This is a genomic window from Rhodococcus sp. YH3-3 (assembly GCF_001653035.1).
GTDB lineage: Bacteria > Actinomycetota > Actinomycetes > Mycobacteriales > Mycobacteriaceae > Rhodococcus_F > Rhodococcus_F qingshengii.
In genome coordinates this window covers 1628527-1644914 of sequence record NZ_BCWH01000001.1, presented here as the reverse complement: position 1 = coordinate 1644914, position 16388 = coordinate 1628527, and the positions used below count along the sequence as shown (strand labels likewise).

Here is a 16388-nt window from a genome sequence, read left to right as displayed (position 1 = left end):
CTTGTAGGTCATCTGATTTCCAGCCTCTACGGCCGCATGGTGAATCGCATACCCCGATTGTGCTCACCGAAGCGCTGTCGCCCGAAATAGGCGATGCCACTTTCGGCAGGAAGTCCGAGTATGAAAGTGCCGGGTCTGTCATCACCTCACTGGAAGCCAGGGACCACATGAGCAGTCAATTCGTTGAAGCCTCCACCTCCGATAACCCTGACCCGCTTCCGAGCTGGCAGGACGGCACGCCGAAGCAGGCCGTCCGGCAATTCGTCGAACGCGCGACGACTGAGGGAAGTCCGGACGAAATCGCACCGGAAGACCGGATCGCAGTCTTCGACAACGACGGAACCCTGTGGTGTGAGAAGCCGATGCCGATCCAACTCGACTTCATCCTGCGCCGCCTCGTCGAGATGACCAACCAGGATCCGTCTCTTCGCAACCGTCAACCGTGGCAGGCTGCGTTCGAAAAGGACTACGCCTGGTTGAACGAAGTGATCTCGAAGCACTATCGCGGCGACGACAGCGCACTGAAGGTGCTCGCGGCCGGTGTCCTGGCGGCATTCGCCGAAGTCACGGTCGACGAATTCGAAACCCACGCCGATACCTACCTGCGCACTGCTTCGCACCCCACTCTCGGTCGCGAGTATCTGCACTGCAGCTATGCACCCATGGTGGAGTTGCTCGATTACCTTGCAGCCAAGGGATTCTCGAACTACATAGTCTCTGGAGGCGGACGTGACTTCATGCGTCCGATCAGCCAGGAGGTCTACGGCATCCCCCGAGATCGCGTCATCGGCAGCGGCGTGGCCTTGACGTGGAAGGACGACGGGCACAGCGGCACAATTCTCCGTCAGCCCCAAACCGATGTCGTCGACGACGGGCCGGCCAAGCCCGTACAGATCTGGAACCGAATCGGCCGACGACCTGTCATCGCGGCCGGAAACAGCAACGGTGACCTACCTATGTTGAAGTTCGCCGAACACCCGAACGTTCTGGCACTTCGCCTTCTGGTGCTCCATGACGATCCGGAACGCGAGTTCGACTACGTGGACGGGGCCGAGCACGCACTCGACATCTCGCGCGCAAACGGGTGGACGGTGGTGAGCATCAAGAACGACTGGAAGACAGTCTTCGAACGATTCGCCGAATGACAGTATTGATACGTGACCCTCGATGATGTCGCCGACGAACTCTACGGCCTCGACCCCGGCGAGTTCGTAGAGGCGCGTACAAAGCATGTGAAGGCTGCCCGGGACGACAACGACCGCACACTGGCCGCAGAGATCGGAAAACTTCGGAAGCCGACCACCGTGGGGTGGTTGGTCAATCTCATCTCGCGCGATGCACCAGAGGATCTGGATGCACTTCTCGCGCTTGGCGAATCGCTACGCGACGCTCAACGCCATCTCTCGGGCCCGGACTTGCGACGGCTGACGACACAGAGGCAGCAGGTGGTGCGGAGTCTCGCCCACAAATCCGGTGAGATCGCCGCTTCACGGGGAAAAAGCGTCGGCGAGGATTCGTTGCGCGATGTCGCGCAGACTCTCAATGCCGCCCTGGCCGATGAGGAGACTGCCGCGCAGGTTCGACTCGGACGGGTCGTGACCGCTGCGAGTTACAGCGGTTTCGGACCGGCGGGACTTGCTGTAGTGGAGGAGGATTCTGCACAAGACGCCCCTGCGATCCACACCGAAGAACACCCTCCGGCCAAGTCCACTGCTCCGGATCGCAAGGCCGAACAAGCCAAGGCGAAAGCAGAATTGAAGGAAGCCAGGGCAGGCGTCGAGAAGATCCGACGACGGGTCAAGGCCGAGACCGCCCAGTTCGAGGATGCCAGGTCAAAGCTGTCCGACCTCGACCGTCGCATCGAAGAACTCCGCGCCGAACTCGAGCACGCAGAACAAGAACGACAGTTCGCCAAGAACACCGAGAAGGCTGCCCGCGTCGCAGTTCGAGAGTCCGAGGAGGAACTTCGCGAGGCCGAGTGGCGGGTCGACGAAGCAGAAGAGGCCCTCGACGAGATGGAATGAGTTGTACGTTCGGAGATCTTGACCTCTACAGCAGTTCAGGTTCTAGCGTGATTTCATGACATTCACCCGAATCGAACTCGACTACCTGGCCACACAGACTCTCGGTCGCCTCGCGACGGTTCAACGGAACGGAACGCTGCAAGTCAGTCCGGTCGGGTTCCACTACAACCCGGATACAGCCACGATCGACATCAGCGGTTACAACATGACGGGCAGCCGTAAGTTTCACAATGTCGCAGACAACGGTCGGGTCGCGTTCGTCGTGGACGACATCGCATCCGTAGATCCATGACAGGTCAGGTGCGTCGAAATCCGTGGCCGGGCAGAGGCTTTGGATGCTACTGGTGCTGCTGCACATGGTCTCGACGCACCGATCATCCGTATCCACCCCGAACGCATCATCAGCTTCGGCCTCGACGACAAAGAACTGGACGTCCACCAGTTGGTCGTGAACGGACGTGACGTCGGAAGGCGCGAGTCGAATTGATCAGCCTGCGGCGGCTTCGAGCTCACTCAAGGATTCCTCGAGATGGCCGAGGAGCCGCTGCAAGTGCGGAACATTGCGGCGGCAGCCGACGAGCCCGAACTGCATGGTGTCCGCGTAGCCGATGACGGTGATGTTCATCGCCTGCCCGTCCAACGGAATCGATGCCGGGTAACAGCTCTCGAGTTTCGCGCCATTCCAATAGCGCGTCGTTGTCGGGCCGGGGACGTTGGAAATCACCAGATTGAAGACTGGACGCCCAGTGATCAGTCGGGATGAACCAGGGATCAGCGGCAGCCCGAGACCCGCGACGTTCAATGCACTGAGCGCCGTGATCTGCAGGGGCGTCAGGCCCGACATCAGGGACTTGGCGCTACTCATCGAGTCGTGAACTCTCTGAAGTCGGGCCGCCGGATCTGCCAATTCGGTTGCCAGATCACACAACACCGCACCCACGGCATTGCCGGAAGCCTCACCCTCTTCGCCTTTGCGAAGGGATACCGGCACCATCGCGATCAACGGTTTGTCCGGCAACTCGTCCAGTTCGATCAGGTATCGCCGTAGCGCACCCGCGCACATTGCCAACACCGCATCGTTGAGCGTCACGTCTGCAACGCAGCTGACCTTGCGCAGGCGCTCGATCGGCCACGACTGCGCGGCGACACGCCTCGCTCCGGTGATCGGGACGTTGAAGATCGATTTCGGAGCAGCAAACGGCAACGGTGCGACGTGGTCCTTCACTGCCGAGGCAGCAGCGTTCACTATCGCAGGGCCGACCCCGACCACATCTTGCACAGTCTCGATCACGGAGCCCACCCGCCTCTGCAGGTCCAGCCCGCGACCGGCACGAACCCGCCCCGAAGAAGGTCGTTGCGCCCATGGAGGCATCGAATGTCGATCGTGCGGATCCGACGAGAGGCTGCGGTACCACGCCTGAACAGCAGACACACCATCCATGAGCGCGTGGTGCGTCTTCATGTACACGGCAACTCGGCCGTCGGCGAGACCTTCGATCACGTACGCCTCCCACAGCGGCCGATGCCGATCGAGCAGCGTGCCGTGGAGCATGGAGGTCAGCTCGAGCAACTCGCGGACTCGACCCGGCTTGGGCAGCGCGAGCAACCGGACGTGATACTCGAGATCGACGTCTGCGTCCTCCGTCCAACGCACCGGCGCGAAGTTCGACAAGAACTGCACCGGCTTGCGACGGAAGAGGGGCCGAATCGAGTCGACGTCGGTGAGCGAACGGTAGAGCGACCTGGCGAATTCGCCGTCGTCCCCTTCCGGCGGAACGAAAAGCGACAGGCCACCGACGTGCATGGGATGCTCCCGTGACTCCATCAGAAGGAACATCGAGTCGAGTGGCAGCATCAGCGTCATGGCGATCCGTTCTCTCGGGCAGCTGCCCGGAGTACCGATCAGCCGCTGTTCGACAAAGTTACTCGCCCTGACTTCCCTCATTGGCGACTCCGACAAAACATTGCCCCCTCGATTTCGACAGGAGTCCGATATTCCCGTCGACGAACGCCTTTTCGGGTCGAAGCACCTCACAGCGATTCGCGGGTGAATGACGAGACACAGAGCACTGCAACAAATTTCAATCCTCACAGCCGCAAGTAGTAGCGGAGGCGATCGCAGTAATACTTTTGTCGGAATTGTTTCAAATTGTCTGTACATCCAAGTCACACGTGACTACCGTCACTCATCATCACAATCCCGACTGGTCGGTTGTACCCAAAGGAGAAATACATGTCCCGACGTTCGACGTCGCGTGGGCTTTTCGGCGCACTCGCCACCGCAACTGTGTTCGCCACCGCCGCTGCGGTGGGAAGCTTGTCAGCAAGCATTGCAGGAGCCGCCCCGGCAGCGGAGATCCCCTTCGGCGGTTGGGATTCATGTCCGATCGACAATCCCGAGACCAGCACCTGTATGGACGTCACGGTCACCGGCGGAAACATGAAGATCGGCAAGCTTTCCGTCAGCATTCCCGCCGGGGCGATGCGCATCGCAGGCGGAGTTGCATACCGGGAGAATCCAGAGGCTGAATTCGGATTCGACCAAGTATTCATCCCGCCGAACGACAACAGTCGGGGGATCTACGCCAAACCCATCGACATCCCCGGGGGCGCACTCGGAATCGACCTGCCATTCAACAATCTCTTCGGACTGAACAAGGCTTCAGCCACCGTAGAGTCGACGTCTGCACTCCCCACCGTGGACGCATTTCAGCTTGGTGTGAAGCTACCCGTCAAACTGAAGATCGCGAACCCTCTCCTCGGCGGCAAATGCTACCTGGGCTCGGACAACAACCCCGTCCAACTCAACTTGGATGTGACCGAATACGGTGTCCTCGAAGAGGTTCCAGGTTTCCCGGATACTGCCGTCGTTCGAAACACCGGGCACACCGGACAGCCCTTCGCGGTCCCGACAGCTTCCGGGTGTGGCCCGTTCGGCGTTCTGAATCCAATCGTCAACTGGCGCGCCGGGCTTCCCTCGTCCACCACGTCCAACTCCCTCGCCACGACGAGTGACGTCTACAACATCGGTGCCGACAGCCTCAGGCCCCAGCCGGCCGGCTCACCCGAACCCGCTGCCATCGTTGCCGAGCGTAGCGCCAACTAGCAATCCAACCCACTGCCACAGAACCGTCATCGACGACAGATTGCCACCTCGAAACGGAGTTCACTTGTCCATGCGCACAATACGATTCAGAGCCGCGCTCGCCGTCGTCGCAGCGGGAGTCCTCACTCTCGGGGCGGTGTCAACCGCGACGGCGGCCCCGCTGCCCAATGCGCCGTTCGGGGGCTGGGGAAAATGCCCGATAGCCAATCCGGAGACAAGCACCTGTGTCGATGTCGTCGTCAAAGGCGGCGAAATGAACATCAACGGGCTCAAAGTACCGGTTCCTTCCGGCTCGTTGAATATCGCCGGCGGTGTCGCCTATCGCGAGAACCCCGACGCTGAATTCGGGTTCGACCAGATCTTCATTCCTCCCACTGACGGCACCAAAGGCGTCTATTCCACCCCCATCGAGGTACCAGGAGGAATCTTCGGGCTCGGTATACCGTTCCCCGGCGGCTTGACCACCATCAAGGCAACAGTCGAACCGGTCGCGTTGCCAACAGTCGACGCATTCCAACTCGGTGTCACACTTCCGGCAAGATTGAAGATCTCCAACCCCTTGCTGGGCGGCAACTGCTATCTGGGTTCTGCGAGCAACCCGATCATGTTCAAACTCGGAGTGTCCGAAAATGGTGTCCTGGAGGAAGTTCCAGGATTTCCGGATACCGCCGCCGTCAGAAACGTGACGCACGCCGACCAGACGTTCGCGGTACCGGGCGCATCTGGATGTGGACTGTTCGGCGCATTGAATTGGGCAGTCAATCTTCGCGCCAACGTTCCGTCTTCGAGTGGTCACAACTCGTTGACCACCACAAGCGATGTGTTCAACATCGGCGCCGACAGCCTGCGGACGCAGTAGAGCAAGCACCGGCGACTCACGAAGTATCACCGACAACAAGGAGATATCGATGACCCATGCAGTTCGCCGCACCACCATCGTCACAGCTGCCGCCGCAGCCGCGATTGCGGTCGCAGCCGGCACCGCTCTGGCTTCGACCGTCGTCACTCCAGCGGGTCAAGCCGTGACTGCTTCGAGCAGCAATCTCAGTATCAAGACTGGAACGATCACACTTACCTGCTCCAGTACGACGGGCTCCGGGACCATCCCATCCGCGCCGGGTAATTCCAACGCCGGCACCGGCGGAGTCAACGTCAATATCGGCACCCCCAGCCTGACCGGGTGCAAGGCTAACGGCCTACCCGCTGTGGTCACGACCTCCGGCTCGTGGCTATTGAACGTCTCGGCAGACACCGGATCGGCTCAGGGATCCCTGGTCATTCCTGCAGGAGGCGCAGTCGTCACGATGCCCGGATCAACATGCACAGTCACCGTCGGGGCCAGCACTGTCGGACCGCTGCCATTCGATATTCCCAACCAGCGCGTCGTGGCCAGCAACACCGGCACCGTGAACTACACACGCACCGGCACCGGACCCGTCTGCCCCGCCGCAGCCACTGGGACGGCAACAATGTCGGGCACACTGCAGTTCGCATCGGCCACACCGATCAACGTGACACCGTGACGATCGACAGCTAGACAATAGGGCTCGTTGGGGGATCGACGCTTCCGTCGCTCCCCCAACGAACGTCCTGTGGACCGGGTCCGCACACGATCGCCTTCGGTTGCGCCACTAAGCGGACCGGCGCATTATCCATCTCCTGCTTCGGTGGCGTCGAGTAACGCGTCAAGGGCGCGGTGGAGCTCGGCGAGTTCCCGCCCTCCGGTTTTCGTCAGCACTTCCGTATTCTTTGCATCCAATTGGCGGACAATGTCTTTAGCGAGCTCTATGACTCGTTTGCCCTCGTCACTGAGATCGAGGCGAACGGCTCGCGCATCGCGTCTATCGCGTTCACTGACAACAAACCCGCTCTTCTCCAACGCTCGCACGAGCTTGGATATGTAGATTCGCTGCAATCCTGTGTGCGCTGAGAGTTCTCGCTGACTCGGCCTCTCCCCCGCACTCACCAGACCATGCAGAGACGCGAGCACTGAATACTGGGCGTGAGTCAACCCCAGGTGCGCGATCGCTCGGTCAACCCCCGCCCGCCAGCGCAAGCCAAGGTGCCACACCAGCGACCCTGTCGTCCATGTTTCCCGATCTTGCATACAAATAGAATACATGGCTACTATCTCAATTAGAGTATATGGAAACTATTTGAGGAGTCGCAATGCCCACAATTCCCGTGCTCGACTCGACCATGGCCTACCGCTCGCGCGGTGAAGGAACACCCTTCGTACTCATCCACGGAAACCCCACATCCTCGCACTTGTGGCGAAACATCCTGCCGCAGATAGGAAATCTAGGCCGCGCACTTGCCCCTGACCTCATCGGAATGGGGCGGTCAGGCAAACCGCCAATCAACTACGGCTTCCTCGACACCGCCCGCTACCTCGACGCCTGGTTCGACCAGATGGAACTCGACGACGTCGTACTCGTCGGACACGACTGGGGCGGGGCACTTGCACTGGACTGGGCTGCCCGCCACCCCGATCGCGTCCGAGGTGTGGCCTTCTTCGAAACGATCCTTCGTCCGATGACCTGGGACGAACACTTCCCGGGAGAGGCACGGGCACGGGTGGAAGCTCTGAGGGACTCCGACACAGGAGAGACAAAGGTACTCGACGAGAACTTCTTTCTCGAAATAGCGCTTCACAGAACGGTTCTCGGCGAAATGACCGAAACCGATGCCGAGGCCTATCGCTCCCCTTATCCGTCACGAGAGAGTCGCCGACCCCTTCTCGAGTGGCCACGATCCTTCCCCATCGAAGGAACTCCCGGTGACGTGAATGCACGTGTGGCGGCGTACAGCGATTGGCTCACAGAAAGCACTGACGTACCCAAACTTCTTCTCACCTTCAGCGGCCCCGCAGAACTTCTCATGATCGGACCTGACGAAGTCACGTGGAGCCGATCGAATATCGCAAATCTCGAGGTGGAACAGTGCGGTCCCGCAGGACATCTCGCCCCCGAGGATCAGCCTGCGGCCATCGCGGCGGCGATCATCGAATGGACACAGCGGCAACACTGTTTCAACCGCGAGTGACGTGGGACCGTCGCCAAGTACTCTGAGCGCCGGTTTCCCCGACCCATGCGGTAGCGATCCAGACGATGCTCCGAAATATGGGACCGACACCACCTCCGCCGGATTTGTCCGATATAACTAACTGGCGAGTACGCCGGTTGGGACGAGGTCGAGAACGAGGGGGCGTGTGTGGTGAACGAGGACGGGTTGGGGCGAACGTCAGGATCGGGGGCTCCACACCGGGTGGGCGGCTTTCTCTATCACCGCAACGGCGACCGGTGGGAGTGGTCGGACGAAGTTGCACGGATTCACGGATACGAACCCGACCAAGTAGCTCCGACGACAGAATTGATGCTCTCGCACAAGCATCCCGACGACCGAAGACACGTTGCCCAGACACTGCACGCCATCCGCACTTCAGGCGGACCGTTCAGCAGCCGCCACCGCATCATCGACACTGCAGGGGATACTCACTCGGTAATCGTCGTCGGCGACAGCGTCGTGGACGAGTCGGGTGCCGTGGTCGGCAGCTCAGGCTTCTACATCGACGTCACCGAAACCCTCGACAGCACGGTGAAAGCGTCTGTCGACGTGCTGGTCAACGAAATCACCGCTTCTCGCGGAGTAATCGAGCAAGCCAAAGGCATGCTCATGGTGATCTACGGCATTTCGGCCGATCGCGCCTTCGACATACTCGTGTGGCGTTCTCAAGAGACCAACGTGAAACTCCGGGATGTTGCCGAGCAGTTGATAGTTCGAACGCTTGACGACTTCCGGGTCCCGACACTACTGCGGACCCGATTCGATCACGTGCTGTTACAGGGTTGAATGACAACAGGGTTGAGGGATCTGCTCAAGGCGGTTCCCGTGGCTGGCTGCTCAACCTCGAGGAACCTCGCCCGCATTGATTCCGGGACGGTCCGATGCGGCCTATCCCCGTTGTTACCCAACGCGGAGTAAAAGGAAACTACTCGTCGTCAGACTTCTCGCCGGAGGTCTCCTCGACCAGTTCAGGCGCCTGTTCTCGCGTTGCCATTCCCCCGTCGCCGCCCTTGTCCACGGGTCCTGGGTGCCCACCCTTGGGCGACTGGTCGTTGTCGTCTTTGTCGGTCATGCGATCGTCCTCATCATCTCGTCGTCTCAGTCCTGGAGCCGGTGCAAAGAGACCGGGACCCAGCTCCATCTCAATCTAACGCGCTCAGGACTTCTCGCAACCCTCACCGATTTTGTTTGCATTTCAGTGCTTTCGGGCAGGTGACTGCGAACAGCATTTCCACGATGAGAGGTCGATCCCAGTGCGCGCAGTGACTTGGCAAGGCAAACGGAAAGTAAGCGTCGATACGGTTCCGGACCCGAAGATCGTCGAACCCACCGACGCAATCATCAAGGTCACCACGACGAATATCTGCGGATCCGATCTGCACCTGTACGAGACTCTGGGTGCGTTCATGAATGCCGGCGACATTCTCGGCCATGAACCGATGGGCATCGTCGAAGAAGTCGGTTCGGAAGTCACGAGTCTCGAGATAGGTGACCGCGTCGTGATTCCGTTCCAGATCTCGTGTGGCAACTGTTTCATGTGCGATTCGAGCCTCTACACACAGTGCGAGACGACGCAGGTCCGCGATCAGGGAACGGGCGCAGCATTGTTCGGCTTCTCCGAGCTCTACGGCTCGGTGCCCGGCGGGCAGGCTGAGTACCTCCGAGTACCGCAAGCACATTTCACACACATCAAAGTTCCCGAAGGTCCCGCGGATTCGCGATTCGTCTACCTCTCCGACGTGCTCCCCACCGCTTGGCAGTCGGTCGAATACGCCGACATTCCGCCGGGTGGGTCCGTGACAATCCTCGGCCTCGGACCGATCGGTGACATGGCGGCTCGTATCGCCCACCACAAGGGGTTTCGAGTAATCGGTGTGGACCGTGTACCCGAACGCCTTGCGCGCCTTGCCGAACGCGGTATCGAGACTCTCAACCTGGACGACTACGGCAGCAAGATCGGCGATGCCATCAGAGACGCGACAAACGGCCGCGGAGCCGATTCGGTGATCGACGCTGTCGGTATGGAAGCGCACGGGTCTCCGATCGGAAAGCTCGCGCAGCAGTTCGTCGGACTCCTTCCCGATGCTCTTGCCGCGCCTGCGATGCGTAACGCAGGAATCGATCGCCTTGGCGCTGTCTATTCGGCCATCGACATCGTTCGGCGCGGCGGAACCATTTCTTTGATCGGTGTCTACGGCGGAATGGTTGATCCGCTGCCGCTGATGACCATGTTCGACAAGCAGATTCAGCTCAGGATGGGCCAGGCGAACGTCAAGAAGTGGGTAGAGGACATCATGCCCCTGCTCACTGACGACGACCCACTCGGTGTCGACACCTTTTCCACCCATCAGCTGCCGCTCGATCAGGCGCCACACGCCTACGAGATCTTCCAGAAGAAGCAGGAAGGCGCGGTCAAGATCCAACTGAAACCGCACCTGTAGTTCAACGCCGATCAGGTCGACGGTTCATCCGCCACGTCCGCATCTTGTTCGCGAAACCACCGATCGCCATACTCACCTCACACACGCTCGACAGAAAGAACCTGAAACCGAAATGGCTCGCGAACTTACCGTCTCCGACAGCATCGTCGTCAGCTCCGACGCGCTTTCCCTCTACGAGGTCATCAGCGATCCCACTCGTATGGGTGCCTGGAGTCCCGAAAACATAGGCGCAACCTTGCGGGGAGACCGCGAAAGCGCTTTCCTGGGGATGGAGTTCGACGGGCACAACAAGCGTGGGCGCGCGCAGTGGACCACGCGATGCACAGTCACCGCTGCCGAGGCCGGGAAGCTCTTCGAATTCCGTGTTCACAAGATCGGCCTCAGTACTCCCCGGATCCCCGCCTCTATCGCAACCTGGCAGTACCGATTCTCGCCGGTGCCCGACGGAACCCGAGTTACCGAAACGTGGACCGACGACAGGCGCGGCTGGCCGGACTTCGCCGCCGACATGTTCGACAAAATTGCCACCGGAGGAAAAACCTTCGCCGACTTTCAGCGCGGCAACATCCGCAAGACGCTCCTGAACCTCAAGAACGCAGTTGAGCAGGAGGTTTCCGGAATCGAAGGCAACGTCGGCTGACCGGCCGACACCATTTGTGGCAGTTTCTGCCACTTTTGGTACAGTGCGGATATGGCAACAGCCCGCCGCACTGCACTACTTCTCCGCGTCTCGCAGAGTTGTGCTGCCGCTTTCGTCGAACGCGGCGACACTTCGACGACCATCGCGGAGCTCGCCGATCGGGCAGAAATCTCCGAGCGAACGTTCTACCGTTGCTTCGCCACCAAAGAGGAGAGCATCTGGCCGATGCTCGACGAGGGAAACCGCAGTCTGGCCACGGCACTCAGCGCGCAAGCCCGCGAATTCGGGCTCGCAGCGGCTGTGAAGAATGCCTTTATCGCATCGGTCGGCGAGTCCTTCGAGCCGATGACCCGGTCACTGATGCCCATCATCTTCGGTGATGCGGCACTCCGGAGAGTTTGGGAATCAGCAACTTTCGAGACGATGGAACTGATTCGCCCAGAAGTCGCACGCCTGATCGATCGTCCGGAAACCTCGCTCGACACCACAGCGGCTTCGGGCCAGGCAACACTTGCGGTAGTCGCCGCACTGCGTGAGATGGCAGACCTCCGGACGCCCGCACCCGAGGCCATCACCCGCGCGCTCGGGGCGTTCTCGAAGCCATATCTCGCAACACCAACAGGTAAGGAACAATCATGACTCAGGATCTCTCCGGAAAAGTCGTTCTCGTCACCGGCGGCGCACGCGGCCTGGGCGAGGCGTTTGCCCGCGGCATCGTCGCGGGCAACGGCCGCGTCGTCATCGGCGACCTACTCGACGACGACGGTCGAGCAGTGGCCGAATCTCTCGGCGACGCAGCGCGTTACGTTCCCCTCGACGTCACCGATCCAGCCTCTTGGAAGTCCGCCGCCGAGTACGCGGTATCCGAGTTCGGCGCGATCAACGGTTTGGTCAACAACGCCGGAATCTCGGCGTCCGGCCAGACAGTCGCCGAGGAACCACTCGAGACGTTCCAGCGCATCATCCAGATCAACCTGGTGTCCGTGCACACCGGTATCCACACGGTGGTGCCGTTCATGAAGGCAGCCGGCGGCGGATCCATCGTGAACATCTCCTCGGCCGCCGGCCTGATGGGCATGGCTCTGACCAGCGGTTACGGCGCAGCCAAGTGGGGCGTGCGTGGGCTGAGCAAGATCGCCGCCGTCGAACTCGGTCGCGACAAGATCCGGGTCAACTCGGTTCACCCCGGCATGGTCCTGACGCCCATGACTGCACCGACGGGTATCAGCCTCGAGGAGGGCGCATTCCCCAACAATCCGTATCGCCGTGTCGGTCGCCCGGAGGAGTTGGTCGGCGCGGTCACCTACCTGCTTTCCGACGATGCCTCGTACACAACGGGTTCCGAGATCGCCGTCGACGGCGGTTGGACTGCCGGCCCGTCGATCGAATACATCGCCGGCCAGTAACAGCCTTGCAGACTCACGTATGCAGAATTTGCGCGATGCCAAGTTGGAGGTCGCGCAAATTCACGGCCGGACCGAGGGTGTGGTGAGGAGGAGGGCCGGTAACAGCAATCAATGCCTCCTTCGCCGCACGCACGGCTGATGTCGGCTGGCGAACAATCTCCTCTACCAAATCCCGAACAGTCGACGCGAGGAGCTCGCCGTACACACACCGATTCGCCAAACCTGTTGTTACCGCGTCCGGTCCCTTCACCAGCCGTCCGGTGTAGTGCAGTTCAGCGGCCACAGCCGGTCCCACAACACGGACAAGGCGCGCCGCGAATGCCGGACTGGGTCGAATCCCGAGACGCGCAATAGGCATTCCGATTCTGGCGGAAGTCGCCACGACTCGAATATCGCACGCGAGTGCCAACTGACACCCTGCTCCAGCTGCTACGCCGGAAATCTGTGCGATGACAGGAACGGGACAAATTTCGATAGCGCGGAAGGCTGCCTCCATTTGCGCGAACGACTCCTCCACGTCCTCGGCACAGGCACCAACCCACTCGGTGACATCGGACCCGGCGCAGAAGGTATCGCCGACGCCGCGAAGGACGACAACACCGAGCGATGCGTGGGTCGAGACGCCAATGATCTGATGCGCGAGATCTTTCCAAGCATCACCGTTCAAAGCGTTTCGACGACGGCCTGTGCCGATCGTCACCGTCGCGATTGGGCCGTCGAACGTCACATCGACCATGCCGGAGTCGCGCCGGCTCGGCCTCATAGCAGAAACCATCGATGTCTGTCTCATCGGCGTGCTTCGCTGAGCCAACCGGTGATAACAGCGTTGTCTGCACCGAGAAGCGGTGGAGCCGAGTGACAGTTCTTCGTGACCTCCATGCCGTCCACAGAGAAGAACCGGAGTGGGGGCCCAGGAAGCGTTATCCGACCTAGGCTTTCGTGTTCGACTTCGACCATCAACCCCTGCGAACGAGTCTGTTCCCAGCGGTACACCTCGTCGATTCCACGAACACGTCCCGCCGGAATACCCGTACGGTCCAGCTCGAGCAGCAGCTCGTCCGTGCCATACTTCGAAAAAATGCTTTCGATAAGCTGGCGGACCGCCTTACTGTTTCGAACTCGTTCGGAGTTGTCTTCCATCCCGGGGGCATCTGGGGCCAACCCGAAGCCCGAGCAGAACCGCTTCCAAAGTCCTTCACTACCAACCGCAATCTGAACTACGCCGTCAGCTGTCGGAAAGAGCCCGTAGGGGCAGATCGACGGATGGTGATTCCCTTGTGCCTTACCAGTTTCACCAGCGACGGTAAATCGAGTTCCTTGGAAGGCGTGGATACCTACTATGCCGGCCAGCAAAGAGGTTCGTACCGTCTGCCCAACGCCGGTTCGCGCTCGCTCCTGCAGTGCCGCGAGTACACCGAATGCGCCGTACATCCCTGCCAGTAGGTCAGCTATCGGAGTTCCGACCTTTTGGAAGTCGTTGGGACCCGAACCTGTCAGCGACATCAGACCCGCCTCCCCTTGTGCGATTTGGTCGTACCCCGCACGTCCGCCTTCCGGTCCGTCGTGACCGAATCCACTGATGGACAGCACGACGAGTCGCGGATTCAGCTCCGAAAGTCGTTCGGCGGTAAGCCCCAAACGATCGAGGACGCCGGTCCGAAAATTCTCCATCAGAACGTCGGCGCGTGAGACAAGGGATTCCAGTAGTGCAAGACCCTCTTCAGATTTCAGATCGAGTACGACTGACTTCTTGTTTCGATTCGTGGACAAGAAGTATGTCGATTCTCGCTGTGCACCTGCAGGTTCCATGAAAGGTGGCCCCCAGCCGCGCGTATCGTCGCCGGTACCGGGTGTCTCGATCTTGATGACCGTCGCCCCCAGGTCGCCGAACATCATTGAAGCGTGAGGTCCCGCGAGTGCGCGCGTGAGGTCTGCAACGACTATGCCTGCCAAGGGCCCTCTTCGAACATCGGATCCGGATTGTTCCGAAGATGATTCGACCGAATCGATGTCGTCGGTCACTGAGTTGAACATGTAACTTCCTGTCGATAGTCGATGTGGCGGTCGCGCTGTCAGGCAAGCGTCCGAGCAGGTTCCGGCACACGCAACCTGTTTAGAAAACCTGCTGCCAGCTCGGTTGCCTGGTGCGTTCCAGCAACGCCGTAGACGTGAAAATCCGGTCTGACCAGAACGACATCTGCGTCCTGATCGTCGAGCCAGCGCGTGTAGGTGAGGTCGACGTCGTCGACAACGGTCACGCCCGCCGATTCGGCACCTCCGAGCGCTACGAGGTCGATCCCCAACGTCGCCAAAGCTGTTCGCGTCGCCTCCGGAACTTCTCGCAGCGCGGCCGATGTGCGTGAAATCAAAGCCCCTGGCCCATCGAACGCATCGTCGAACTTGGCAACTTCGCCATCTCCGACTCGAACCTGACCTTGTAAAGCCAGACTGCCACCGGCAGTCCCGACATGTATCCCTGGGCCGAGCCCTGGTCGTGGCGGAGCAGGGGGCTTCATTCCCGCAGTCCAGTTCGCCACCATGCGGGCATCACGTTCAGCAGCTTGCTGCGGGTCGGACATGCAGATGACTTGACCTAGTTCGGTCGAGAACTGCACAAAAGCTTGTGCGTGCCTTAGTCGTTCTGTTCCATATGTATCGAGCAGGTGGTCGTCCGCTGCCGAACGCAACACCGCATCGAGCTTCCACGACAAATTCATCACGTCACGGACACCAGCACCCAGGCCTTGTCCGGCGAACGGCGGCATAAGATGCGCGGAATCGCCGGCGAGCAACACGCGTCCTTGTCGCCATCGCGTCGCCCAGCAAGCCTGAAACGTGTACACGGAATGCCGTTCAAGGATTGCATTGTCAGGGGTCAGCCCATACGGCTCGAGCAGTTCCCATGCCGTGTCTTCGCGCTGAAGGGATTCTCGACTCTCTTCCGGCAGTCGCATGAACTCCCAGCGACGGCGGCCCGGACCACCGGGAACCATCGTGGAAGGGCGTCGGTAGTCGCAATTCTGCGCGGCAACGTTCGGAAAACTGGTTCCGCCCGAAGGTTTGACGTCCACAACCAACCAATCGTAGAAGTACCCCTCGTCGTGCCAGTCGATTTCGGCCCATTGACGAACGCGACTGTTCGCCCCGTCTGCACCGACAATCCACTGCGCATCGACGGCGACACACCTACCGCTGTCCACGGATTGGACGACTACTGTTGCCAGTGCCGAATTCTGCGTCAATGCCACCGCTTCCCACCCCCTCATCACCCGAATATTGGACAACCCGGCGACAATGGCGTCCAAGGCCTCTTCCAATGCGGGCTGGCTGAAGAAATAGGTGTTGTACCAACCGGATTCACCTTTACCACTCCAGTCGACCTCCACCAGTGTCCGCCCGTCACCGTTTCGCCACACATACATGTCGTCATAAGGTTCGGTTATCTCGGGAATGGTGTCCGGCGCCAGCCCGACCGACTGCAGGATTCGCGCGAAATCGGCGCAATGGGTTACTGCACGCGGCAGAGGGTATCCGACTTCATTTCGATCCACGACGACGACATCGTGGCCCTTCCGAGCGAGTTTGACGGCGAGAAGCTTCCCCACCGGCCCGAAACCGACGATCATCACGTCAGCAGCTATCCTCGTTGCTTCGGCGTTGACACTCTGCACAGCGAATTCCGTTCTGGTGAAATAGCTTTGATGT

Annotated in this window: 17 protein-coding genes and 1 pseudogene; 12 read left to right on the top strand and 6 right to left on the bottom strand. The window is 60.3% G+C overall.

Features of this window, described 5'->3' with window-relative positions:
• Positions 1 to 167: 167 nt before the first annotated feature.
• The 3 genes and pseudogenes from YH3_RS07615 to YH3_RS07605 all read left to right on the top strand — a co-directional run bounded on the left by YH3_RS07615 (position 168) and on the right by YH3_RS07605 (position 2511).
• Entirely contained in the window at positions 168 to 1145 is a 978-nt protein-coding gene (locus YH3_RS07615; RefSeq protein ID WP_064443490.1) for an HAD family phosphatase, read from the top strand.
• A gap of 12 nt (positions 1146 to 1157) precedes the next feature.
• Positions 1158 to 2024 (top strand): hypothetical protein, encoded by an 867-nt coding sequence (locus tag YH3_RS07610; protein WP_064443206.1) that lies wholly within the window; start codon positions 1158 to 1160, stop codon positions 2022 to 2024.
• Between the two features lie 55 nt (positions 2025 to 2079).
• Positions 2080 to 2511 (top strand): annotated as a pseudogene (locus tag YH3_RS07605) (PPOX class F420-dependent oxidoreductase).
• Here YH3_RS07605 and YH3_RS07600 read toward each other — a convergent pair.
• Positions 2512 to 3888 (bottom strand): wax ester/triacylglycerol synthase family O-acyltransferase, encoded by a 1377-nt coding sequence (locus YH3_RS07600; protein WP_003945789.1) that lies wholly within the window; start codon positions 3886 to 3888, stop codon positions 2512 to 2514. It abuts the pseudogene before it with no gap.
• 369 nt (positions 3889 to 4257) lie between these two features.
• On the opposite strand from YH3_RS07600, the gene YH3_RS07590 reads away from it, so the two are divergent.
• From YH3_RS07590 to YH3_RS07580, 3 genes are all read left to right on the top strand, one after another.
• Complete coding sequence (locus tag YH3_RS07590; protein ID WP_064443205.1) at positions 4258 to 5130, top strand: hypothetical protein; 873 nt, start codon at positions 4258 to 4260, stop codon at positions 5128 to 5130.
• A gap of 70 nt (positions 5131 to 5200) precedes the next feature.
• Positions 5201 to 5989 (top strand): hypothetical protein, encoded by a 789-nt coding sequence (locus tag YH3_RS07585; protein WP_064443204.1) that lies wholly within the window; start codon positions 5201 to 5203, stop codon positions 5987 to 5989.
• 49 nt (positions 5990 to 6038) lie between these two features.
• On the top strand, positions 6039 to 6653 hold the full coding sequence (locus tag YH3_RS07580; protein WP_042920173.1) for a hypothetical protein: 615 nt from the start codon (positions 6039 to 6041) through the stop codon (positions 6651 to 6653).
• 125 nt (positions 6654 to 6778) lie between these two features.
• Here YH3_RS07580 and YH3_RS37275 read toward each other — a convergent pair whose 3' ends face one another.
• Positions 6779 to 7237 (bottom strand): MarR family winged helix-turn-helix transcriptional regulator, encoded by a 459-nt coding sequence (locus YH3_RS37275; protein WP_192712017.1) that lies wholly within the window; start codon positions 7235 to 7237, stop codon positions 6779 to 6781.
• Positions 7238 to 7299: 62 nt separating this feature from the next.
• Here YH3_RS37275 and YH3_RS07570 point away from each other — a divergent pair, with 62 nt between their 5' ends.
• Positions 7300 to 8175 carry a haloalkane dehalogenase gene (locus tag YH3_RS07570; protein WP_058228149.1) on the top strand — a complete coding sequence of 292 codons (876 nt, stop codon included), beginning with the start codon at positions 7300 to 7302 and terminating at the stop codon, positions 8173 to 8175.
• Positions 8176 to 8343: 168 nt separating this feature from the next.
• Positions 8344 to 8982: a PAS and ANTAR domain-containing protein gene (locus YH3_RS07565; protein ID WP_037132380.1), complete on the top strand. Its 639-nt coding sequence runs from the start codon at positions 8344 to 8346 to the stop codon at positions 8980 to 8982.
• Positions 8983 to 9121: 139 nt separating this feature from the next.
• On the opposite strand, the gene YH3_RS35985 is transcribed toward YH3_RS07565, so the two are convergent.
• Positions 9122 to 9268 (bottom strand): hypothetical protein, encoded by a 147-nt coding sequence (locus YH3_RS35985; RefSeq protein WP_164490549.1) that lies wholly within the window; start codon positions 9266 to 9268, stop codon positions 9122 to 9124.
• A gap of 181 nt (positions 9269 to 9449) precedes the next feature.
• Here YH3_RS35985 and YH3_RS07555 point away from each other — a divergent pair, with 181 nt between their 5' ends.
• The 4 genes from YH3_RS07555 to YH3_RS07540 all read left to right on the top strand — a co-directional run bounded on the left by YH3_RS07555 (position 9450) and on the right by YH3_RS07540 (position 12683).
• Complete coding sequence (locus YH3_RS07555; protein WP_064443203.1) at positions 9450 to 10637, top strand: zinc-dependent alcohol dehydrogenase; 1188 nt, start codon at positions 9450 to 9452, stop codon at positions 10635 to 10637.
• Between the two features lie 112 nt (positions 10638 to 10749).
• Positions 10750 to 11277 (top strand): SRPBCC family protein, encoded by a 528-nt coding sequence (locus tag YH3_RS07550; RefSeq protein ID WP_054187956.1) that lies wholly within the window; start codon positions 10750 to 10752, stop codon positions 11275 to 11277.
• Between the two features lie 51 nt (positions 11278 to 11328).
• Positions 11329 to 11916, top strand: a complete 588-nt coding sequence (locus YH3_RS07545; protein ID WP_064443202.1) for a TetR/AcrR family transcriptional regulator — start codon at positions 11329 to 11331, stop codon at positions 11914 to 11916.
• A complete protein-coding gene (locus YH3_RS07540; protein WP_064112950.1) occupies positions 11913 to 12683 on the top strand; it encodes a glucose 1-dehydrogenase in 771 nt (256 codons plus the stop codon). Before YH3_RS07545 ends, YH3_RS07540 begins: the two co-directional genes overlap by 4 nt.
• A 13-nt stretch (positions 12684 to 12696) precedes the next feature.
• On the opposite strand, the gene YH3_RS07535 is transcribed toward YH3_RS07540, so the two are convergent.
• The 3 genes from YH3_RS07535 to YH3_RS07525 are packed head-to-tail and all read right to left on the bottom strand — an operon-like array spanning position 12697 to position 16354.
• Positions 12697 to 13446 (bottom strand): enoyl-CoA hydratase/isomerase family protein, encoded by a 750-nt coding sequence (locus YH3_RS07535; protein ID WP_099696961.1) that lies wholly within the window; start codon positions 13444 to 13446, stop codon positions 12697 to 12699.
• 23 nt (positions 13447 to 13469) lie between these two features.
• Complete coding sequence (locus tag YH3_RS07530) at positions 13470 to 14717, bottom strand: CaiB/BaiF CoA-transferase family protein (protein WP_007734649.1); 1248 nt, start codon at positions 14715 to 14717, stop codon at positions 13470 to 13472.
• Between the two features lie 38 nt (positions 14718 to 14755).
• Entirely contained in the window at positions 14756 to 16354 is a 1599-nt protein-coding gene (locus YH3_RS07525) for a bifunctional 3-(3-hydroxy-phenyl)propionate/3-hydroxycinnamic acid hydroxylase (protein ID WP_082920547.1), read from the bottom strand.
• Positions 16355 to 16388 lie beyond the last annotated feature (34 nt).